The sequence below is a fragment of the Acholeplasma equifetale ATCC 29724 genome (assembly GCF_000687735.1).
GTDB lineage: Bacteria > Bacillota_I > Bacilli_A > Acholeplasmatales > Acholeplasmataceae > Acholeplasma > Acholeplasma equifetale.
The window spans coordinates 18050-40750 of record NZ_JHXL01000001.1; the positions used below are offsets into that span (position 1 = coordinate 18050).

The window sequence follows — 22701 nt, forward strand, 5'->3', positions numbered from 1 at the left end:
AAATATATGGCAAAACTAGGAATTTTAATAGCACATTACAAAGAACCACTAGAACAGCTAAAAGGAATGTTAGATTCGATCAATCGACAGAATATCGACTTTAATCAAGTAAAGGTATGTATCCTGAATGATGGTGATGATGTAGTATTCCAACAATCAGACTTTGATGGGTACAATTACTCAATTGAATGCTCAATAGCAGAACGTTGTGGCACTTCAAAGATGAGAAATAAGTTATTAGGATTGTCGAAGGATGATTTTGTTTGGTTCCTTGATTCAGACGATTATCTCATAGACGATACTTTGCAAGACGTACTTGATGAATTATCATCAACTCAAAACTTAGACTTAATGTTTGTTGGTGCTTTATGGGAAAATAAGAAAAATCTGACATCACAGTTTTATCCTGATTATTACAGCTTTTCTATCATGGGATGCTCAATTTTTAGAAGAGAGTTCTTAATAAATAACAATATATCTTCTGATGAGAGTGTGTTTTTAGCAGGAGATGTAATTCTTGAAACACTGCCAAAATACTATACAGGTAATAGAAAAAGATTGAATAAGCCAGTGTTATTTTATAGATATCATCCAAAGTCAGCTGTTCATAACAGGAAGAATAATGGCTGGTATGATCAAGCACAAATAGTAATGTGTCACTTAATTGAACGACTGATTTCTGATGGAAAAATTCAAGAAGCGTACTATGAATATCTACATTATGTTTTCACTTATAACAGCAAGAAAGTTCATGATGCATTCAAGGATTACTTTCAGGAATTAGGTATGTATACAATTAATTTTAAAATGGACTTAAGGTAGTCCAAACCTAAAAAGGAGACATAAAGATGGAGTATTTAGCAATAGTGTTCTCAATTGTTGCAAGCATCGTTTCAGGAACGGTGCTTTTCTTTTTGAAGAGATACTTTGAGAAGAAAGAAAAAGTAGATGATGAGAAGTCAAAGGCTAGTTTCAAAGAGAGTGTTCTAATCTTGAAACTAATTGATGCCATTGGAAAACTAACATACGCAGAAGCAATAGCAATACGTGATGGGAAAACCAACGGTGAATTAAAAGAAGCAATCAAAGACTACACAGAAGTCAAAGATGAGCTTTATGAATATCTTTTAGAACAAAATGCAAAAAAATAGGAGGAATCAACAATGGAATTTGTAAACATTATTGCTGTTCCTGCAATTACAGCAGCAATCTACACTTTGATCGAAATCTTGAAGAAAGCATTCAATAACAATGAAAAGTTTCTAAGGTTCATTCCCTTAATTGCACTAATCTTAGGTGCTGTTTCTGGGATTATTTGTTATTTCTTTATCCCAGACATTCTTCCTGCAGGTAACCTAGTAGTATCAGCTATCATTGGAGCAGCGAGTGGACTAGCTTCAACTGGATCAAATCAAATTGTTAAACAACTTACAAAATAAATAGATTTATAGCGAATAAGCCTATCGGATTTTACACGGTAGGCTTTTTTTATTTTATAGGGTGGTCAAAAGGTGCCTTATTTCTCCATATGTTGAAGGAGGTAATCTTTATGACAAATCAAGAAAAAAATCAAATAAAACAATTTCGAGCACAAGGGTTAGGTTATGGGAAAATTGCTGAGATACTAAATCTTTCAAAAAGTACCATTAGTTCGTTCTGTAAATCAATGGATAGAGAAGATACATTTTGCTTACAGTGTAGTTCAAAATTAAAACAATCAAAAGGTCATAGACAAAAAACGTTTTGTTGTGACAAGTGCAGAATGGAATATTGGAAAAATCATAAAAAGGAAATCAAACGTAAACCAGATTATCTTGTTGAATGTTCTCATTGTCACAATAACTTTTTAACATATAAGAGTTTAAATAGAAAGTATTGCTCACGAGATTGCTTCTTTAAAAACAAAGTGGAGAGAATAGGCTATGGACAAAGACACGATCAACTATCTTAATGCAATGTTTCAAGCAAGAGCAATGGCAAAACAAGGTTTAATTAAAGAACAAGACTACATTAAAATCGAACAGAAGATGGCTGAAAAATATAATCAAAAAGAAACGAGCATTTATCGTTTAAATGACTTGATAATATCCCCTTTTAGAGTGATTAATATAATACAAAAAAAGGAGGAATAAAGTGGCAGAAATTAAGATAATAAAAAAACAAACCGAACTTCCAAAGTTGGTTAAGGTTGCTGCTTATACGAGGGTTTCATCGGATAAAGATGCCATGCTTCATAGTCTCTCAACTCAAGTCAGTTATTACAGCAATTACATTCAATCAAACAAGAATTGGATATATGCTGGGGTTTATTCTGATGAAGGTCAAACGGGAACTAAGAGCAAACGAAATGCTTTTCAAAGGATGATTCAAGATGCAAAGGATGGAAAAATTGATATCATCATTACGAAGTCTATTTCTAGATTTGCACGTAATACTGAGACGTTACTGCAGACGATTAGAGAATTAAGAGAAATCAATGTTGATGTTTACTTTCAAGAACAAAACATTCATTCATTAAGCAATGATGGAGAATTACTAATTTCAATACTAGCAAGTTATGCTCAAGAAGAATCAAGGATAAGCTCAGAAAACTCGCTGTGGAGGGTTAAGAAAAATTTTAGTGAAGGAAAGATTTATGGTGGAAAGAATTGTCTAGGATATAAAATCGTAGGTGGGCAATTTGTAGTAGTGCCAGAAGAAGCTGAAATAGTAAGATTAATTTTTAATCTATACGAACAAGGCTATGGAGAAGACAAGATTGCTAAAACTCTAAATAATAATGGAATCAAGTCTTACTTTGGTAAGTTATGGTATAGATCGTCAGTTAGAGGAATACTAACAAATTATAATTACACAGGTGATTTAATTCTTCAAAAGACTTATCGTGAAAACCATATAACTAAAACTACCAAAATTAATTATGGTGAATTGGATAAATATCATGTATCAAATAATCATGAGCCAATAATCAGTAAAGAGCAGTTTGAAAATACTGAAAGAATTAGGGCTGAACGATTATCAAAAAATCATAAAGTTACCTTTACACTCTATCCATTTACAGGTTTATTAAGATGTGGTGTTTGTGGTAGAAGTTATAAACACAAGAAAAACAAGTACCTGGAGTATTGGGTATGCTCAACATATGAGCAATTAGGTAAAGCATACTGTAATTCAAAACAAGTGAGAGATGATGTTTTGAGAAATGCAACATGCCAAGCACTAAATATAGACGAGTTTGATTCGCATAAACTAGATCAATTGGTATCGCAGATTGAAATTTTTAATGGAAACAAACTTATCTTCAAAATGAACAATGGTGAGCAAAAGGAAGTAATCTGGGAAACACCAAAAAGAAGTGATTGTTGGACTGAAGCGATGAGAGAAAAGGCTAGACTAGATGGGATGAAACGAAAGAAAAAAAGCAATATTGGAGGTAATAAATAATGGCTAAAGTAACAATTATACCATCAAAATTAAATCCAATAACTCAGTTACCAAACAACGCTTTATACAAAAGAAAAGTTGCCGCCTATGCTCGTGTATCAACATTACAAGATGAACAATTAAGTTCATATGATGCACAAGTAGACTACTACAAAAAGTATATCACTGACAAACCAGAATGGGAGTACGTTGGAATCTACACTGATAAAGGGATATCAGGAACTAATCGAAAGAATAGAGCAGGTTTTAATCAAATGATTGCGGATGCTTTAAATGGTAAAATCGACTTAATTATTACAAAATCAGTGACTAGATTTGCACGTAACACTTTAGATACAATTAGCGTAACAAGAGAATTAAAATCGCATGGTGTGGAGGTTTTCTTTGAAGAACAAAACGTTTATACATTTGATTCTAGTGGTGAGTTAATGTTAACGATTATGGCTAGTATAGCACAAGAAGAAAGTAGGAACATCAGTGAGAACGTTAAATGGGGTAAAAGGAAAAAATACAATGATGGTATTGCCTCATTAGCATATAAACATTTCTTAGGGTACGATAAACATCCAACTGATCCTAAAAAAGGGTTTGTTATAAATGAAGAACAAGCTGAAGTTGTAAGGCTGATATATAAACTTTTTATGAAAGGAAAAACGCTAACTTACATTGCTAAGTTTCTAGAAGATAATGGATATAAAACACCTATGGGTAAGGATAAGTGGAGAATATCAACACTTGAGAGTATTTTAAGAAATGAAAAGTATAAAGGTGATGCACTTATCTGCAAAACTTATGTAAAAGATTTTTTAGAACATAAACTTGTTAAGAATAATGGTGAAGTTGACCAGGTTTATGTAGAGGCGCATCATGATCCAATTATTGAACCCCATCAATGGGATTTAGTTCAAGTAGAATTAGACAGACGAAAAAATCTAAGCTTAGGTTATAAATGCAAGAGTGCCTTTTCGAGTAAACTTATATGTTCTCATTGCGGTAGCTTTTATGGACAAAAGGTATGGCATTCAACAAGCAAATATAGAAGACTTGTCTATCAATGCAATGACAAGTTTAATAAAAATCATTCAAAATGCCAGACACCTACACTTAACGAAGAAGATGTTATAACAAAATTTCTCAATGCATATACTACTTTTATGGGAGATAAGGGTAAAGTTATATCTAATTGTAGGGATATGATAAAGATACTTGATAATTCAAGTGAATTAGAAAATGAAATTGAGCACTTGAAAATAAGGTCAAATGAAATCATCATTCTAGTTCAAAATCTAATCGATAGAAATTCAACTGAGCCAATATCTCAAGAAGAATATCAAGCGAAATATGATGAGTATGACAAAGAGTATGCTGAAATTATCAATAAAGTAAATGAGCTTGAAGATGAGGTTAGAAACAAAAAAGCACAGGCAAAGAACTTGAATGCGTTTATAGCTGATTTAGCATATAGACCAAATGTTCTATCAGAATGGGATGAGGATGTGTGGAATTATCTAGTCGATAAAGCAACGGTTCATGAAGATAAATCTATAACATTCTTATTCAGAAATGGACAAGAGATTAATGTAAAATAACTATGAGATCACCATTAGAACAGCTGCCATGAAAGGTGGCTGTTTTTTAACTTTTCATCCAAAAATAGTGTTATTTATGATATAATTTATGTGATATAATTTTCATTTTTACGATTCAAATAATGCCAATATACAAGGCTTTAATAATCACTTTTGAGGTTTTATGTAAAGGGGTGAACGGTACTTGGATTTAAAACCATTATGTATAAGAATAGCTAATCGACTCGGTATTGATCCTCTTGATATCAAGTTTGAAGATTTAACTGATGACAGTAGACTTTACATAAAAGAAAACTATGTTGCTATCAACAAAAAGTATGAGAATGATTATGAGGAATGTGCTAAAAGTATCGCACATGAATATAGACACGTTTTTCAAATATTTTATGTGAGTTTATTTTCTAATGAGCGTTCCAAAAGATGGAAAAAAGAACTACAAGGTGTTATTAATAGTTCAAACATGGATAGCAATGGTAGTAACTACATAGCTCAAGAAATAGAACTTGACGCATTCGCATTCACTAAGTACTATCTTGAAGAGTTTGAAAATATAGAAGTAGTTAATAAGATAGATAAATTGGATTTTTATATTTTGGAGTACATAAAAAGGGCAAAGGATATATTGTAGAGTTTCGTGTGAGATTAAAGAGGTGTTTCAATGGTTGAAGTTGTAATAAAAATAATTAAAGTTCTTGTTTTTGGAATAGTGGCATGGGCAATATCAGATGTAGTTTTCAATATTCTTTATGAATCTATTGATAATGCGATTGTATCATCTGGTGAAAATGTAACCGGGCTATTAAAAGTAATGAAAGCTATAGCTGGACTCCTAGCTTATGACGGAGTATCATTTGCCGTAGGTCTTTTAACAGCAATAATCACAGTTTTCAAACTTAAAGATATTGATTGATAGAAAACAATGATTAGCATAACTGTTTTATAAAGGGGGATAATTAAATGGATGAACAAGACTATAAAACAATAAAGTATTCAAACTGTAAGGCACATAATGATAAAGATTATAATGTTTCAAGGATTCTGTTTGTAGACAATGAAGGCGATTCAAAGTATAAATTTAAAGAAGAAATCACTTTCTTGAACAATATGATTTCAGCTGAAAAAAGGGCAGTTTGCATAGGTTATAATCCAGCAAAAGCAGAAGAAGATATTGATAGATCTAATAAAAGATTAATCAATTTGTTATGGGATTATTATAATGGTTATGATTTATACAATCTATATCCTGAAGTGACAGACAATAAAAATCAGGTAAATTTAGAAGATAGCGAAAATGTAGAGTTCTTGGATAAACTAATAGAGAAAATTGCTAAGGACAAAAGGGATATAATTCTATTCTTTGGAAGGACAACAGTAATCCCAAAAGCATTTGAAGAATTCTTATCGAAAAGACCTATATCAAATAATATTAAAATAACAGCGCATAACGGTGAATTTACACATCCAGGCTCAAATTCTCAAATTAATTTAATGGATTTTAATGTTGATTTTTTAAAAACAGATACGGTTATTAGAGTGATTAAACCTAAGTGATTATTTTTTAATTGATTAAAACATATTAGTTCCATATAATGTTACTAGGGGTACGAACTTTTTCGTGGGGTAAGAAATTGTATCAAAATAGTCGCCCTAACACACTTATAATAGGCAAGTTCTGTGCAATTGCAGAGGGCGTTAAGTTTATTATGAATGGTGCAAATCATAGAATGGATGGAATTACAACCTATCCTTTTAATATCCTTGGTGGTGGTTGGGAAAAGGTTACCCCTACAATAAAGCAGTTACCTTTTAAGGGAGATACAGTAATTGGCAATGATGTGTGGATAGGTCAAAATGTAACTATTATGCCAGGAGTTAAAGTAGGTGATGGAGCTATTATTGCTGCTAATTCTACTGTGGTAAAAAATATTGAACCATATACAATTTATGGTGGTAACCCAGCAAAATTTATTAAGAAACGTTTTAGTGATGAAAAGGTTGAATTTTTACTTAACCTTCAATGGTGGAACTGGGACGAAGAGAAGATATTTAATAATCTTGAAATGTTAACATCGGAAACAGATAACTTTTGGAACGAGGAGAATTTAAATGAAAGAAAACAAATATGATGATAATATATTTTTTCAAAAATATAGTCAAATGAGTCGCTCACAGCAGGGTCTGGCTGGTGCAGGAGAATGGGAAACATTGAAAAAGCTGCTGCCAGATTTTAAAGATAAGCGTGTGCTTGATTTAGGATGCGGCTATGGATGGCACTGTATTTATGCGATGGAACACGGTGCTTCTTCTGTTGTAGGTGTTGATATTTCTCATAAAATGCTCGAGGTAGCCAAAGAAAAAACACATTTTCCACAGGTTGAATATAAATGCTGTGCTATAGAAGATGTGGAATTCCCAGATGAGAGTTTTGATGTAATATTAAGTTCACTTGCGTTTCACTATGTAGCAGATTATGAGATTTTAGTAAAAAAGATATATAGAATACTGAAGTCTGGTGGTAAGCTAGTTTTTACGGTTGAACATCCTGTTTTTACTGCCTATGGAACACAAGACTGGCATTATAACGAAAAAGGAGAAATACTGCATTTTCCGGTGGATAATTATTATTATGAGGGCAAACGGACAGCTGTGTTTTTGGGAGAAAAGGTTACAAAATATCATAGAACACTGACCACATATCTAAATACACTGCTTTCAAATAGTTTTATAATAAATCAGATTGTGGAGCCACAGCCGCCAGAGAACATGATGGATATTCCGGGGATGGCGGATGAAATGCGACGCCCAATGATGCTGATTGTATCGGCAAAAAAGAAGATGTAATAATATAGAAAAAATAAACGAGGAGTATGTAAATGAGATCAGAAAAAGAAATGATGGATTTAGTACTTTCTTTAGCAGAACAGGATGAACGTATTCGAATTGTGACCCTTGAGGGGTCACGCGCAAATATTAATATACCTAAAGATGAATTTCAGGATTATGATATTACATATTTTGTAAGTGATATAGAACCGTTTATATCTAATGATGACTGGCTTAATCAATTTGGGAATATAATAATGATGCAAAAGCCGGAGGATATGGAATTATTCCCACCTGAAGAAAAGGGATTTTCCTATCTTATGCTATTTGATGATTACAATAAAATTGATCTTACCTTATTGCCCTTGGAAGAGTTAGATAATTACCTAAAGGGCGATAAATTAATAAAGGTTCTAATTGATAAAGATTGTAGAATTAAAAGGGACATAGTTCCGACTGATATAGATTATCATGTAAGAAAGCCAAGCGCAAGGGAGTATGATGATTGCTGCAATGAATTTTGGAATGTAACACCTTATGTTATTAAAGGATTGTGCCGCAAAGAGATACTGTTTGCAATCGATCATCTGAACCAGATTCTACGGTTTGAACTACTTAGGATGATGTCGTGGAAGGTTGGGATAAAGACAGAATTTTCATTAAGTGTTGGGAAAAATTATAAGTATATTAACAAATACATTGATGAAGATCTATGGAATAGATTATTATCTACATATCGCATGGATTCCTATGAAAATATTTGGAAGTCATTATTTATATGCCACCAATTGTTCAGGGAAGTGTCCAAAGAGGTAGCAGAACTACTGGGGTTTGATTATCCAGAGTATGGTAAGAACATAACAAGATATACCGAGGACATGTATAAAAAATATGTTGAAAATGACTATTTTTAAAGATTAGCAAAGATTATTAACCATAAGCAAGGGGTGTAAATGTATGGAAAGTACTGATGTTATAAATGAAATTAGAGGTATATTACCTCGTAACTCAATTGGAAAATATGATTTACTAACTATTTTTACACATAAAACCGTTTTTGATAAAATTGTAAAAGTACTATCATTGGATTTTCAAAATAAAGTAGATTATGTGGCTGCCCCAGAAGCAATTGGATGGATACTAGGCACTGCCATAGCCAAAGAACTTGGAGTGGGGTTTATTGGAGTAAGAAAAGGTGATAAGCTGCCATACGCAAAAGAAGAGATTATTTCGACACATTTTACCGACTATTCAGGTCAAGATAAAAGCTTTGAAATATCTAAGAGTTCTATTGTGAGGAACAAAAGAGTTTTGATTGTAGATGATTGGATAGAGACAGGTTCTCAAATGAAGGCTTTAATAGCTTTGTTAGAGAAATTGGATTGCAGCATTATTGGGTTGGCTACTATTGGGATTGATATAAATGAGGTTACTCAAAAATGGATAGACAGCAGTTTTGTAGCTTATATTGGCTCAAACATATAATAAACCGAAAGAAAATCTTGAATCAAAATTTTGGATGGCGTTAATTTACAATACAACGAAAGATGTTTACTCTTTTTTTATAAATTTTAAGAGGCGTTAAAAAACAGTTTTCAGACGAAAGGAGATCGAAGTTGAGTATAGATTTAAGTAACAAAAAAATTCCGAAAGAAGCAATTCAAGCATTAAAAACTATAGCGGAACTACTTGATAATATGTTAATTGGGGTGTATTTGTATGGTTCGGCAGTAATGGGTGGTTTACGTATGAATAGCGATGTAGATATTTTGGTAATAACAAATCAAAGTTTATCTGAAAAAACTCGAAGGAATCTTACAAATAGGTTAATGCTTATATCTGGGAAAATAGGAAACATAAAAGATATGAGGCCTCTTGAAGTTACGGTCATAAATCAAAAGGATATTGTCCCTTGGCATTTCCCCCCCAAATATGAATTTATGTATGGCGAGTGGCTAAGAGAGCAGTTTGAAAAGGGAGAAATTCCTGAGTCGACTTATGATCCGGATTTAGCAATACTTTTAGCACAACTAAGAAAAAATAGTATTAACCTTTTGGGACCAAAGGCAACAGAAGTAATTGAGCCTGTGCCAATGACAGATATTCGAAAAGCAATTAAAGAATCGTTGCCCGGGTTGATAGCTAGCATTAACGGTGACGAACGCAATGTGATTTTAACTTTAGCCAGAATGTGGCTGACAGCATCTACTGGTGAAATTCGCTCAAAAGATCTGGCAGCTGAATGGGCGATACCTCAATTACCCGATGAGCATGCTACTTTACTCAACAAAGCGAGAGAGGCTTATTTAGGAGAGTGTGTTGACAAGTGGGAAGGAATGGAATCTGAGGTGGCTGAACTCGTTAATCATATGAAAAAGTCTATAGAGTCTTCCCTTAATATCCAATTACCTTTTCGAATAGTTTAAATATAACAAAGACTAGTTGTTAATGTGCATTATTGATTGCTTCGATATGTTCCCCCATATATCAGTTTCTTAAAAAATAATCAAAATACCGTTGATACGTTCCCGCGAACGAAAGGGTTAAAAATCAGCTTAAGACATCAATGCCATCAACTCGAGCCACTATGGGTGCGGGAACATGTCAACAAAAAAATTAAGTAATCTGAACAAAATAATAGTTGTAATACGATTAACTTGTAAATTTGTTTGGATATGCTAATGAAGTGACAGTGAAAAGGTCCTATTATAAACCTTGAATACTAATAAATTGCGTAAAGGTTCAAATCGATAATAACACGACCCCCATACTATAAAGGGGTACATCTTTACACAAAACTATTTATTTTGCGTATTACTAGGCATACTTCATTCTAAACACAGATTGAATGTGACAACATATTATTAAAAGTGATGGGAAAGGACAAACCTAATTGGACAAACAATTATGCTGTTTTTATAGTATAATTGTAATAATCAGTTATCTCTTTATGACTTATCAAAATATGAACTTTTAGCATTATTTATAGTAAAGTTAGTCTAGAGGTTATAGTAAAGTTAGTCTAGAGGTTATCAAAAACAGTGATAAAGTCCATAATGACAAGACAGTTGATATAGGGGTACGAAAAATATCTCAGGGGTACGAACTTTTTTAAAGGGGTACGAAATTGTATCAAAATAGTCGTCCTTACACATATTGAATGCATAGGTTTGATACAAAAGTATCGAGCCTTTTTTCATGCAGAAAGGGTGAAATCCCTTATTTGCAAGTTATATAGTGTCATTTGAATGACGAAAACCTGTACTTAGTGTAAACTAATATATACAAAAGGTATCAGATGAAAGACAATACGAAAAGATTGAAAAAATAAGATCAGAATGTCATTAACTTGAATAAAATGCCTATTGTTAAGTTATTAAAAAGTTGTAACAGACGTACCTTTACAAGTTGTAGATTCTAAAGATAGACTACCTAGGGTAATATAAAAATTAGAAGTTCGACTCCTATTAGTGATGATTAAAATTTTATTAAGAAGAGGAGATTTAATATGAAGATTGAAGTTATGTTTCATTGTGGGAATGCGCCAAAAATGGAACGTGTTATAAACTTAACAATCGCACTATCTAAGAAAGACATAGATGCGGTTAAGACTCATGTACGAGAAGATTTCACATGGCGAATAGTGGGTGAGAATCATATTGTAAAATTAGATCAGTTAACTCAAACTTTAATGACTAAACCACAAATATTGGAGTTAAGAGTTGAGAATGCATTAAGTCATGGAAAAGGAGCTATGTGCGAAGGTGTAATCACTTTTGATAACGGATTAACTTATGTCTTTTGCAATATTGTTCAGTTTGTGAATACTGCTAGTGATGCACTCATAAAAGAAGCACATACTTATTTTATAAAAGCATAAGAAATTGGTATCAACCCAGTATTTTGTATTACATTTATAAACAAGGGGAGTAAGTAAATATTTATAACCTATGGTTTCATATATCGAATCAAATCTTTCTTTTCTGAAATAGAATTAAATGTTGATAAACAAGTGACTGAAGATCAAATCTATGAACATCTATTTCAAGGCCTGTCGCTACTTAAATCTATTGATGATATGAGGTATCTTTTTATTGAGTATCAATACTGTATTAAAAAAATAGCAAAGATAAACAGAATGTTGAGAATACCTCAAAAAAGAGAAATGTTTGATCAGACAAAGTTATAAATGAGAACATGCACAAGGTTCAATCGCAGGAAGAGTACACGAAGAAGTACGAAGAACTCCTAAAGCGTTATGAAAAAGCAAATGTAGAATATGGTAGAATTCAAGATGAGATATTGCATAAGATTAGCTTGTCACAAAAGCTTGAGTCATCATCAAGGATTTAGAAACTAGACCTGTATCAATTGATTATTTTGATGAAACTACATTCCGTTTTATGGTTGAAAGTGTAAAGATATCAAAAGATAAGGTGTTAACGTTCAAGTTTAGAAATGGCAAGGAAATAGAAGTATAGGAACCAAGAGTAGGATTAGACCTTCATCAGTAATGGTGGAGGTTTTTTTCTATACAAAAATGTGCCAATAATCCACGCCTCATGTACGTGCCCGTATTGACATAAATATGCAGGGGGGCTAAAATTATAGTATATATTATACTTAGTATAAAATATTAAAAAATACGACTTATTGGGCGATTTTATACAAACTCAACAAAAAATTGAGTAATTCAAAAAAGCGTTAATTTTCAAATCGATAATTCAATTGTAAAATGAAATTGGTTTAAGGAGGTGTTGAGTTATGGGCGTTGGTTCAAAAATTAAAGAATATAGAAATAAAGCTGGTTTGACACAAAGAGATTTAGCTGATCAATTACACGTTACATACCAAGCGGTTTCTAGATGGGAAAATGATGATGCAGAACCGTCAATTGATACTTTGAAAGAAATGTGTGGAATCCTTAATTGTTCCATTGAAGAGTTATTTGATATGGAAAGAAAAGAGGAAGATAAACCTGTTGAAGAAAAGATTACAGTTGTAGAAAAAATAGTGGTTCAAGAACCTAAACCAATATTAGGTGTATGCGAGCAATGTAATCATCCTATCTATGAGGCATCGAATTTAAATCGAATCAATGAATCATTTGTAGTTAGAACAGGCAGAATAAGTCATTCAGATACAAGACAAAGAGTCTTATGCAATGGTTGTAATGAGATAAGACTTCTAGAAGAAAAAAAGAAAGCAGAACAAAGACAAAGAGAAATCAATGCTACTTTTAAAAAGAGAAGGATTCATTCATTTATTTGGCCTTCTTTAATAGCGTTACTATTTATTGCAGTTGGTATAAGTTCATTTGTAAATGGCGAAGTTTCTACAGGATTTGGTTGTCTAGGATTTGGCGTGTTTGCCTATTGTTTTTTAGGAACTATGATTCTAAATAATACATTCATAACTGATATGTGGTTGGAAATTACGTCTTGGGGATTTGTCAAACTTCCAGGTATCATTTTTGAATTTAGTTTTGATGGTTTGGTATTCTTAATAGCAATGAAGATTTTATTCTTCCTATTAGGTTTAGCATTAGCATTATTAGCAGCTGCATTTGCTACAGCTTTAGCAATGGCATTGAGTATATTTGTCTACCCATTCGCTTTAATTAAAAATATAAAATGTGAAGAGTAGGAGGAGAGAAAAAATATGATTGAAACAAAACAAGTACATTTATCAGGTTGGCAGCCAACACAAGAATCAACTGAAAGACATGGACGTGCAACGAGGCATTACCAAATAATGGATCGCGAAACATCAATGGAACGTTATAACGAATTAAGAAAATTAGAAAGTGAATATGAATCTTCAAAGAGTCAAATCAAGTCATACAGTTCAATGAAATTCACGACTGTATTATTATTCCAGGTGTTATTTACATTGCCTATAAAACAAATCAAAAGAATTCTATCAATGAAAATAACCAAAATTGCAGAAGTAGAATGCAAAAAGCTGTCACTAACGCTAGAAAGATTAAGTAATGGAGGGGGATTATAGATGATAAAGAAAAAGATAATTGCTTTGTTAATGGGATTAGCAATCATCGGCATGCTAACTGCATGTGGCGGTGGTGGTAAAACTCCATCAACATATCCTCCTACTACACAACCACCTGATGAAACAGTACCAGATTCCACAACGGATGAAATTGAATTGGCATCATACATATCAGCCGCTATTTCTAAGTTAGATGAACTTGTAAAGCCAGTTATTGAGAAGATTTCTGATGAAGATTTAAAAGCTGCTATTAAGAATTATTATGATACTGAAAAGCAATATGTTAATGGAATCAAGAACTTAGAAACGGCAAAGTCAGCAGCAAATAAGGTTGTTGAGGACACAAAAGTATTTGCTAAGGACACCCTAAAACCTCTAGCAATTCAAAAATTAAATGGCGTAATCAATCCTTTAATAGAGAAGATAACATATGAAGAATTAAAGAATTCTGTTCAGTCTTTCTACAATACAGAAATGGCAAAAATTGATGCGATAGAAACTTTAGCTGAGGTATCAGATACTTTCAAAGAAATATTAGACAATACAAAGGCTTTTATAAGCACTGAAACTGAAAAAGTAATCATTGCATTAAAGAACAAGGCATTAGAGGAACTTGACCCATATGTTACAGTATTGATTGCTAAGATTCCTTATGACACTTTAAAGACTGATACTCAAGCATTCTATAATGAAGTAAAGAAGAAACTAGAGGCAGTGGATACTATCGAAGGATTCGAACCTTGTGTTAAGGAAATTAAAGATGATTTAGAAGAATATGCATTAACTGAAACAAAGAAGATTGCAATTGCAAAATTACAAGAAGTAGTTGATGCAGGAATTGCTAAGATTCCAAATCCTGTATTTAAGGAAGATTTAACTGAATTCTCAAAGACAGAGATTGCAAAGTTAAATGCAGTTACAGCAATTGAGGATGTTCCTACTACTCTTACAACAGTAATCACTGAAACTGAAGCACACATTCAAGGCTTATTAGTTAATACGGTTAAAGAATATGTTGCAAGATTAACAGCAATAGAAACAGCAACAGCATATGATTATTTGCCAGCTGCAATGCATCCATCATATTCAAATAATGTTGTTGATGCATCAAGCATAAATTACGATTTCACTTCATTTACTAATGTCACAATCATTAATCAAGCAGGCTATGGCGAACAATGGCAAATGGTAGTTGAAAACATCAACCAAAGCGTGGCAATGGCTAAGGTATTCAATGTAGCACAAACTGCATTAAATGCCGCAGGTAATGCCGTAGATATTTATATTACAAATTCATATTCTGAAGAAATGTCTTATACATTTAGTGGAAATGGCTATACTGGAAAGTTTGAATTTAAGGACGCTATGCTTATCTTCAATATCACATTAACTGATTCAGTTACGGTTCCAGGATTCGGTTCAGTTAAACCTGTTATTAAGATGGAATATGATTTAACAAAAGAGGCAAAAGGAATGTTCATTAGCCTTGGTGATTCATATAAAGTTAAATATATCATTACAGAAAATGGATACGAAATGGCTACAACTTATGGATTAACAATTGCTGGTAAGTCTGCGTCTAGATCATCATATCTATCAATCGTTAAGAACAATGGCAAAACAACAGGTCATATCTATGAATATATAACATATGAAGGTTCCGACAAAATCAAGGCTTGTGCTGATTTCTATGTTGAAAACGGATATGTATCAGTTGTTGGTAATAAATCTTCAGGTATGACAGGATTTGATGGTTATATTAATGAATTATATTCAGCAAATGAAGGTAGATTACTTGGCTATGAAGTAAGAGAAGAATTAACATATGCAGGTGTAACTGGAACTTACAACACATTATGGTTCAATTTATGGGACATCCAAGGTATTAATTCTGTTAAAGTTACAGATAAAACAGATGCAAATAAATCAGGAAAGAGTACTGTAGATGTATACTTAAATGGTTCTTCAACACTTTTATCTCCAACATATAATACAATATTTTCAGTTAAAACTAGCCGTAAGTATGACATCGAATTTAGAACAAGATACTACTATACTTATGATGCTGAAACAGGAACTTACGTTTCAAATGCAGTACAAGTACCTATGATGTTCGTCCAAGAAGGGGATAACTACAATTCATTCTCTTCAGATATGTTAAAAGACAATGGTGTTACAGTATCGGTATCACTTTCTCAAACACATTTGAATAAGATTCTGTCTGATTATGACACATTAATCGATATCTTTATTGCAAACAAGGATGCTATGACATCTGAAACTATCATTGCATATTTAGAACAATACGAATAAAAAATGAGTCCACCAGGTATAAGAACTTGGTGGACTTTTACTTTTGTATTTAAGTATTTGATTTCTTTTTCATCTAAAAAGTTTTTTGCAGCATTATAATGATTTATTGGACTTAAACCATAATTACTGCGTCTTATATCGTAGGCTATAATTGTATTATCGAATAAATCAATATATAGATTCCAGTCATACTTACCACTTTTATGAGTGAGTATTGTTGTATCTGTACATACTTTCTCAAATGGACGACTTGCATCAAAGTCATGTAGTAAATTTGGATAAATCTCATGTTCTTTTCCAGCCTTGTGTCGCTTTATTCTTGCTTTTGAACGAATACCTAATAACTTACAACACTTATGACATAAAAGATCTGAAAAGTATCGATTTGTTTTATTTCTAATATAATGCTCTATGTTTATATCCCCATATCTTATATTTAACATAAGTTTCTTTTAATTTCTTCTATTAACCATAATCTATTCGTTTGATATCTATTTAAGATCCCTTTTCTTTTTACCCATTTATAATATCCCGAACGTGATACCCTCATATATGTGCGTAAGCTTTCAACATTCATTTGTTTACTTAATAAAGCTATGATTTCGTATTCGCTTTGGTTTTTCTTTTATTCTCTAATGCCTCTATTCCACCTTCATTATATTTTCTAATCCAGTTTGATATCATTCCATGAGATACATTATTTTTTCTTCCTAGTTCCATGGCACTATATTCACTCGATAGAACTAGCTTAACATATTCATATTTTGCTTCTTTACTCCAGTAACGTGATTCAGTTTTATTCTTAACACCTTTAGGTCTTCCCATTAATTATTCCTCCTGATAGTTAAATTATACAAAAAAAAGATGCTAGTAGTTTTTTGTGTCTACTAACATCTTACTATTTCATGGTTATCCTTTTATTTTATTTTCCAGACATAAAATTGATAAATTATATTTTTTACAACTAACAATGATATAATTTGATTAAATGATATTCCATTCTAATAGATTAATATATAAATACTTGTATATGGAGTCAATATTAAATATAGAAACATTTTATGATATCTGATAATTTAAATTAAACAAAATGTTAATATAGTTATGTGGAATAGAAAAATCTTGATGAATAAAGTGAATAAATAGAAATGTGAGGGTATTTAATGAATTTTTGTCCGAATTGTGGAACTAAATTGAGTTCTAAAATTATAGATAATTCTTCAGTTAAGACATGTAATTCATGTGGATATATTGATTGGGATAATTGGGTTAATATTTCATGTGTTGTCGCTGCATATACAGATAATGATGAATTGCTGCTTGTTAGATTAAAAGGTAAAGAACAAGGCAAAATTACATTTCCTGGGGGGTATCGCGAATTGGGCGAGTCATTAATTCAAGCTGCTCAAAGAGAATTTTTTGAAGAGACCGGAATGAAAGTTGATCAACTAAAACTATTTAAGACATACACAAAAGATGAGCAACGATTAGTTTGGATAGTCTATAGGGGAAAAGTTAAAAAGACTGATTTTATTGAAAATAGTGAAGTATCAGAAGTTATTTTTATTAAAAATATTAAAGATATTAGCCCAAATGAATTAAGAGGTAAATTAACTAAACAGTTGTTAGATGACTTGAATGTTTAATTAATATTCACTTTTTTATACTTAATAGGCAAATATATTCTATTATTTTCGTGATATTTCTTAGCGATTGTTAAGTTTAATAATTAAACCTTAAAATAATCAATTGAATATGATTTACAATAATTACTTGATGAAGTCAAAGAAAGTAAATTTAGCTTACTTTAATGTTATAATTGACTCATAAATGTTAAGTCTTATTTGATATTTATACATCATATTCGATTAAAAATATTAAGATAATGATGAATACATAAATTTCATGATAAATATTACCTTAACGAAGGGATAAAAACATGCAGCTTATAACATCAAAAAAAGAGATAGAATATTTAATAGGCAACCATAATATGGTTTTACTATACTTTAGTGGTTCTAATTGTGGTGTATGTAAAATAATAAAACCTCAAATAGTTGAATTAATCAAAAAATATCCAAATATAAATTTATTTGAAATAGAAACAGAAAAACATGCTGATATTTCTGCCCAATATGACATATTTACATTACCATCTTTAATACTTTTTATAGATGGTAAAGAAACAATTAGAAAATTAAGATATATGAGTATAGTTGAATTAGAATCAATAATTACTAGATATTATGATTTATATTATAAAAATTAAAATAATTACATTTAAAAACTCTAGAATTTACTAGAGTCTTTTTATTTAAATGCCGAATTCAATTAATTACTTTTCATACTAGTTATTAAAAATTTCAAAACAATTTAATTAAGAAAAAACAATTTGGGCTGTATTTGAAAAATATTGTAGAGGATTTTAATGATATAGATATTTTAATCGATATTAAAGATGTTGATAAAGTTATTAAAATAATGAATAAAAAAAGATACTCAAAGTCATTAAAATTATTTAACTCAAGTATTTTTAGAATATGAGGTTGATCGAGTCAAAATTGATATTATGTCAGAATTTAAAATAAAAACATATGATAAAATCATTGATGGTTCTTTAAAAAAAGAACAAATCGTTGAATATATTGATTTTTATGATACAAATATACCATTACAGTCAATTGATTTATGGTTAGAATATTACACTCATATGAAAAGACTTGATAAAGTAGAATTAATTAATGTATATAAAAATAAAAGAAATTAAATTATGAATGAATTTAATTAATTAATAATGCATAATAATTTATCAATGATTTCATTCTTTTAAAAATAGTTTGTTCGAACACATAATTAAATCCATATTTATAAAAAATATAAACTAAAAGAAAAATGCTAATTCATTAGCAATTTTTTTATAATATAATTTGACTAATAATCAAAACATACTATAATATATATGAACAGTTGTTCATATGTTCACTAAAAGTAGGTGATTACATTGGAAATAAAAAATTATGATGTACTTGATCAAAAAATAGCATTAAAGTTATCTGGAATATTTAAAGTATTATCAGATCCTACTCGAATAAATATTTTAAATATTTTAAAACATGGAGAAAATTCAGTTACTGAAATTGAATTAAAACTTAATATGACTCATAGTGCAATTTCTCATCAATTACGTATATTAAAAGATAAAAATTTAGTTAAGTTTAAAAAAAGAGGGAAAGAGGTTTTTTATGCTTTTGCTGATCATCACGTATTAAGTATTTACAATCAAGCATTAGAGCATATTCAACATACATAAGAGGTATAAGACAATGGAAAAACAACAAAAACAACACAATCATCATGATCATAAATTATTACTAATTTTATATTTTCTAGGTTTATCAGTATTTATTGGTGCTTTTTTTATAGAAAATGAAACCTGGAAAATGATTCTTAATATTGTTACAATTGTATTATCTGGTTCACATGTAATCTATGAAGGATTTAAAGATACTGTTGTAACATCAATAGAGAAAAAAGGATTCTATCCAAACGTTCACGTTCTAATGACAATCGCTGCATTTGGTGCAATTTTTATTCATGAATATTATGAAGGAGCGATGCTAATTTTAATATTTGCTGGTGCCCATTATATTGAAGATTATGCTGAAGATAAAAGTAAACGTGAAATTTCAAAACTTATGAATTTAAATGTGCCATTAGCGAGATTAATCTTAAATGATGGAACCTTTAAAATGGTTAAAGTAGAAGAGTTGCAAATTGGAGATAAAGTTTTATGTTTAACTGGAGAACAAATTCCAACGGATGGAATTTTATCAGATGAAGAAGCTACCATTGATGAACATATGATTACTGGTGAATCAATGCCAAAAGAAAAAATAAAAAATGATAAAGTCTATGGTGGAACGATTAACCTATCTAAGGATTTTGTTATGGAAGTTACACATTTAGCACATGATACAGTGTTAGCGAAAATCATTCATTTAGTAAGTCAAACGCAGACAAATATTTCAAGAACTGCAAAAGTTATTAAAAAAATTGAACCTATATATGTTAATATTGTTTTAATATTAGCACCTATATTTTATTTAGCTGGTGTATATTTATTTGATTGGGGACATGATGAAAGTATTTATCGTATGATGGTATTTTTAATTGTGACATCACCTTGTGCATTAGCTGCAACTGATATTCCTGCAAGTTTATCTGCGATCAGTAATCTAGCTAAAAACGGTATTCTTTTTAAAGGTTCAAACTATGTATCATTAGTAAATGATGTACGTGTTGTAGCATTCGATAAGACAGGTACAATTACCAAGGGTAAACCAGTTGTAATGGATATTGTTTATGCTAACAGCATTAATGAAAATAATAAGTCATTTTATAATTCTTTAATATATTCTCTTGAAGTTAAATCAACACATCCAATTGCGATAGCATTAGTTGAATATTTTAAAAATGAGAAGTTTATGGATTTGGATGTTGAACAAATGATTGGCTATGGATTATCAACAAAAGTTAATGAAAAGCTATACCATATTGGTAAACCTAAAAGTATTAAAGATGATAATTTTAATAATCAAGTAGAGGTTTTTCAAAAAGAAGGTAAAACAGTTGTAGTGTTATACGAAGATGATAATCCTATTATTTTAATGACTTTAATGGATATTGAAAAAGATAATATTAAAGAAACAATTGATTTTTTAAGAAAAGAGAACATAACCACAGTATTAATTAGTGGTGACCAAACGTATACTGCAGATTATATTGCTCATCGTGTAGGTATTGATAAAGTATATGCGAATGTCTTACCTGATCAAAAACAACAAATTATTGAAGAATTAAAACAAGAATATGGATATACAATGATGTTAGGTGATGGTATTAATGATGCACCTGCATTAGTTTCAGCCGATGTAGGTATTTCAATGGGAGATGGTACCGATATAGCTATTGATGTATCAGACGGAGTATTCATGAAAAATGATATATCTAAGTTAAAATATACAAAACAAATATCTAAAAAATTAAGAAGAATTGTTATTGAAAATATGATATTTGCAATGGGTGTTGTATTATTCTTGGTTATTATGAACGTTTTTGGTTTAATGAGAATGCCAATTGCTGTTGTATTTCATGAAGGTTCTACAGTATTAGTAATATTGAACGGATTAAGAATGTTAAAAAGATTATAATAGGTTAATCATAAGCAAAACTTTGAAATATGCTAAAATATAATAAATATAGTTTTACTAATAAGGGGGATTTACATTACTTTCACAAGTGATGTTATAAATCATGATAACAATAAAAGAAGTTACAACAAAAAGGTTAAGTAAGAAATTTACAAATTTTCCTATTAAATTATTCAAAAATATTGATGCTTTTGTACCAGCTTTATCATTAGATGAAGAAAATGTATTCAGTAAAAAGAAAAATCCAGTACATGAATATTGCGATTCAATAAGATTTTTAGCTTATAAAGATAGAAAAATTGTAGGTAGAATTGCAGGAATTATTAATCATAAGTATAATGAAGCATACCATAAGAAAATTGTACGTTTCACACGTATTGATATGATCGATGATATAGAAGTTACAAAAACTCTAATTAATCAAGTAATTGAATGGGGTAAACAATATGGTGCAACAGAAATTATTGGACCTATTGGTTTTACCGATTTAGATCGACAAGGTATGCTTGTTGAAGGTTTTGATGAATTCGGATCATTTATAACAATATGGAATCCAAAATATTATCACGAACATTTAGAAAAATTAGGTTTTATCAAAGATGTTGATTGGATTGAATCACAAATTGAATGGCCTAATGAAGTTCCTGATAAAATAAAATTAGGTACAGAAATTGTTAAAAAAAGGTTTAAATATGAACTTGTAAAAATTAAACGTAAAAAAGATTTATCCAAATATGTTTATGATGCATTTGATGTATACAATCGAGCATTTAATGTGCTATATGGATTTTATCCACTATCAAGAAAAGTCATGGATTACTATATTAAACAAGTAAAATTAATTGTAAATTTAGATTTTTTATGGTTTGTTAGAGATGAAAACCAAAAAGTCATTGCACTTGGTGTTATGATGCCAAGTCTTGCGATGGCAAATAAAAAAAATCACGGTAAATTATTACCATTTGGCTTTATAAGAATACTTAAATCCTTAAAAAAATTTGATGTTGTGGATTTTTATTTTATTGCAGTTGATCCTGAACATCAAGGACGTGGTGTTTTCTCATTAATTATTGAAGATGGAATACGTCAAGGAATTAAATATGGTGTAAGAATGGCTGAAACTGGGCCGGAACTAGAAAACAACAAGAAAATATTAGCCCAATGGAAAGATTTTAACCCTAAATACCATAAACGTAGAAGATGCTATAAAATGGATATTTAATTAATTTATAAAAAATTTAATAGATACTTTATTAAAGGGGAGTTTGGGAGGACAATCCTATGATTGAGTTAATCTTGACACATTGACACAG

Annotated in this window: 27 protein-coding genes and 1 pseudogene; 26 read left to right on the forward strand and 2 right to left on the reverse strand. The window is 30.6% G+C overall.

Going from position 1 to position 22701, the window contains the following annotated elements:
• The first annotated feature begins 6 nt into the window (after positions 1-6).
• The 19 genes and pseudogenes from T434_RS0100115 (at position 7) to T434_RS0100205 (ending at position 16178) form a co-directional block, all read left to right on the forward strand.
• On the forward strand, positions 7-822 hold the full coding sequence (locus T434_RS0100115) for a glycosyltransferase family A protein (protein WP_026399384.1): 816 nt from the start codon (positions 7-9) through the stop codon (positions 820-822).
• Between the two features lie 26 nt (positions 823-848).
• The gene (locus T434_RS0100120) at positions 849-1151 is read left to right on the forward strand and encodes a hypothetical protein (protein ID WP_026399385.1); all 303 of its coding nucleotides are present in this window, start codon (positions 849-851) and stop codon (positions 1149-1151) included.
• A 12-nt stretch (positions 1152-1163) separates the two neighbouring features.
• A complete protein-coding gene (locus tag T434_RS0100125; protein WP_026399386.1) occupies positions 1164-1439 on the forward strand; it encodes a phage holin family protein in 276 nt (91 codons plus the stop codon).
• 110 nt (positions 1440-1549) lie between these two features.
• Positions 1550-1951 carry a helix-turn-helix domain-containing protein gene (locus tag T434_RS0100130; RefSeq protein WP_026399387.1) on the forward strand — a complete coding sequence of 134 codons (402 nt, stop codon included), beginning with the start codon at positions 1550-1552 and terminating at the stop codon, positions 1949-1951.
• Positions 1923-2132 (forward strand): SHOCT domain-containing protein, encoded by a 210-nt coding sequence (locus T434_RS0100135; RefSeq protein WP_026399388.1) that lies wholly within the window; start codon positions 1923-1925, stop codon positions 2130-2132. The genes T434_RS0100130 and T434_RS0100135 overlap by 29 nt, the downstream gene beginning before the upstream one ends.
• A gap of 1 nt (position 2133) precedes the next feature.
• Positions 2134-3444: a recombinase family protein gene (locus T434_RS0100140; RefSeq protein ID WP_026399389.1), complete on the forward strand. Its 1311-nt coding sequence runs from the start codon at positions 2134-2136 to the stop codon at positions 3442-3444.
• Positions 3444-5033: a recombinase family protein gene (locus T434_RS0100145; RefSeq protein ID WP_026399390.1), complete on the forward strand. Its 1590-nt coding sequence runs from the start codon at positions 3444-3446 to the stop codon at positions 5031-5033. Before T434_RS0100140 ends, T434_RS0100145 begins: the two co-directional genes overlap by 1 nt.
• A 184-nt stretch (positions 5034-5217) precedes the next feature.
• Positions 5218-5661, forward strand: coding sequence for a hypothetical protein (locus tag T434_RS0100150; protein WP_026399391.1), 444 nt, complete (start codon positions 5218-5220; stop codon positions 5659-5661).
• A gap of 30 nt (positions 5662-5691) precedes the next feature.
• On the forward strand, positions 5692-5943 hold the full coding sequence (locus T434_RS0100155; RefSeq protein WP_162150538.1) for a hypothetical protein: 252 nt from the start codon (positions 5692-5694) through the stop codon (positions 5941-5943).
• 47 nt (positions 5944-5990) lie between these two features.
• Complete coding sequence (locus T434_RS0100160; RefSeq protein ID WP_162150539.1) at positions 5991-6584, forward strand: DUF1643 domain-containing protein; 594 nt, start codon at positions 5991-5993, stop codon at positions 6582-6584.
• A gap of 104 nt (positions 6585-6688) precedes the next feature.
• A pseudogene (locus T434_RS06205) lies at positions 6689-7159 on the forward strand (CatB-related O-acetyltransferase); the annotation flags it as partial.
• A complete protein-coding gene (locus T434_RS0100170) occupies positions 7140-7874 on the forward strand; it encodes a class I SAM-dependent methyltransferase (protein WP_026399394.1) in 735 nt (244 codons plus the stop codon). The pseudogene T434_RS06205 and the gene T434_RS0100170, both read left to right, overlap by 20 nt.
• A gap of 32 nt (positions 7875-7906) precedes the next feature.
• The gene (locus T434_RS0100175; RefSeq protein WP_002294505.1) at positions 7907-8770 is read left to right on the forward strand and encodes an aminoglycoside nucleotidyltransferase ANT(6)-Ia; all 864 of its coding nucleotides are present in this window, start codon (positions 7907-7909) and stop codon (positions 8768-8770) included.
• Between the two features lie 43 nt (positions 8771-8813).
• The gene (locus T434_RS0100180; RefSeq protein ID WP_002294507.1) at positions 8814-9341 is read left to right on the forward strand and encodes a phosphoribosyltransferase family protein; all 528 of its coding nucleotides are present in this window, start codon (positions 8814-8816) and stop codon (positions 9339-9341) included.
• A 131-nt stretch (positions 9342-9472) separates the two neighbouring features.
• Positions 9473-10282: an ANT(9) family aminoglycoside nucleotidyltransferase Spw gene (locus tag T434_RS0100185; protein WP_002294509.1), complete on the forward strand. Its 810-nt coding sequence runs from the start codon at positions 9473-9475 to the stop codon at positions 10280-10282.
• 1082 nt (positions 10283-11364) lie between these two features.
• The gene (locus tag T434_RS0100190) at positions 11365-11736 is read left to right on the forward strand and encodes a hypothetical protein (protein ID WP_026399395.1); all 372 of its coding nucleotides are present in this window, start codon (positions 11365-11367) and stop codon (positions 11734-11736) included.
• A gap of 884 nt (positions 11737-12620) precedes the next feature.
• Complete coding sequence (locus tag T434_RS07325; RefSeq protein ID WP_051614245.1) at positions 12621-13502, forward strand: helix-turn-helix domain-containing protein; 882 nt, start codon at positions 12621-12623, stop codon at positions 13500-13502.
• A 15-nt stretch (positions 13503-13517) separates the two neighbouring features.
• Positions 13518-13865 carry a hypothetical protein gene (locus T434_RS0100200; protein WP_026399396.1) on the forward strand — a complete coding sequence of 116 codons (348 nt, stop codon included), beginning with the start codon at positions 13518-13520 and terminating at the stop codon, positions 13863-13865.
• Positions 13866-16178, forward strand: a complete 2313-nt coding sequence (locus T434_RS0100205; protein ID WP_026399397.1) for a BAR domain-containing protein — start codon at positions 13866-13868, stop codon at positions 16176-16178.
• Here T434_RS0100205 and T434_RS06215 read toward each other — a convergent pair.
• Together T434_RS06215 and T434_RS0100215 are read right to left on the reverse strand one after the other, a co-directional pair.
• A complete protein-coding gene (locus T434_RS06215; RefSeq protein ID WP_051614246.1) occupies positions 16091-16621 on the reverse strand; it encodes a hypothetical protein in 531 nt (176 codons plus the stop codon). The genes T434_RS0100205 and T434_RS06215 overlap by 88 nt on opposite strands.
• Before the next feature lie 151 nt (positions 16622-16772).
• Complete coding sequence (locus tag T434_RS0100215; protein ID WP_026399398.1) at positions 16773-17003, reverse strand: transposase; 231 nt, start codon at positions 17001-17003, stop codon at positions 16773-16775.
• Positions 17004-17341: 338 nt separating this feature from the next.
• On the opposite strand from T434_RS0100215, the gene T434_RS07330 reads away from it, so the two are divergent.
• From T434_RS07330 to T434_RS0100245, 7 genes are all read left to right on the forward strand, one after another.
• On the forward strand, positions 17342-17824 hold the full coding sequence (locus tag T434_RS07330) for an NUDIX hydrolase (protein ID WP_051614247.1): 483 nt from the start codon (positions 17342-17344) through the stop codon (positions 17822-17824).
• A 293-nt stretch (positions 17825-18117) separates the two neighbouring features.
• On the forward strand, positions 18118-18447 hold the full coding sequence (locus tag T434_RS0100225; RefSeq protein WP_026399399.1) for a thioredoxin family protein: 330 nt from the start codon (positions 18118-18120) through the stop codon (positions 18445-18447).
• A gap of 134 nt (positions 18448-18581) precedes the next feature.
• Entirely contained in the window at positions 18582-18722 is a 141-nt protein-coding gene (locus T434_RS07850; RefSeq protein ID WP_162150540.1) for a hypothetical protein, read from the forward strand.
• A 25-nt stretch (positions 18723-18747) separates the two neighbouring features.
• The gene (locus tag T434_RS0100230) at positions 18748-18945 is read left to right on the forward strand and encodes a hypothetical protein (RefSeq protein WP_026399400.1); all 198 of its coding nucleotides are present in this window, start codon (positions 18748-18750) and stop codon (positions 18943-18945) included.
• Between the two features lie 234 nt (positions 18946-19179).
• Complete coding sequence (locus T434_RS0100235; protein ID WP_210997059.1) at positions 19180-19488, forward strand: ArsR/SmtB family transcription factor; 309 nt, start codon at positions 19180-19182, stop codon at positions 19486-19488.
• Between the two features lie 13 nt (positions 19489-19501).
• Complete coding sequence (locus T434_RS0100240) at positions 19502-21388, forward strand: heavy metal translocating P-type ATPase (RefSeq protein ID WP_026399402.1); 1887 nt, start codon at positions 19502-19504, stop codon at positions 21386-21388.
• A 103-nt stretch (positions 21389-21491) separates the two neighbouring features.
• Complete coding sequence (locus tag T434_RS0100245; RefSeq protein ID WP_051614248.1) at positions 21492-22610, forward strand: GNAT family N-acetyltransferase; 1119 nt, start codon at positions 21492-21494, stop codon at positions 22608-22610.
• Positions 22611-22701: the final 91 nt, after the last annotated feature.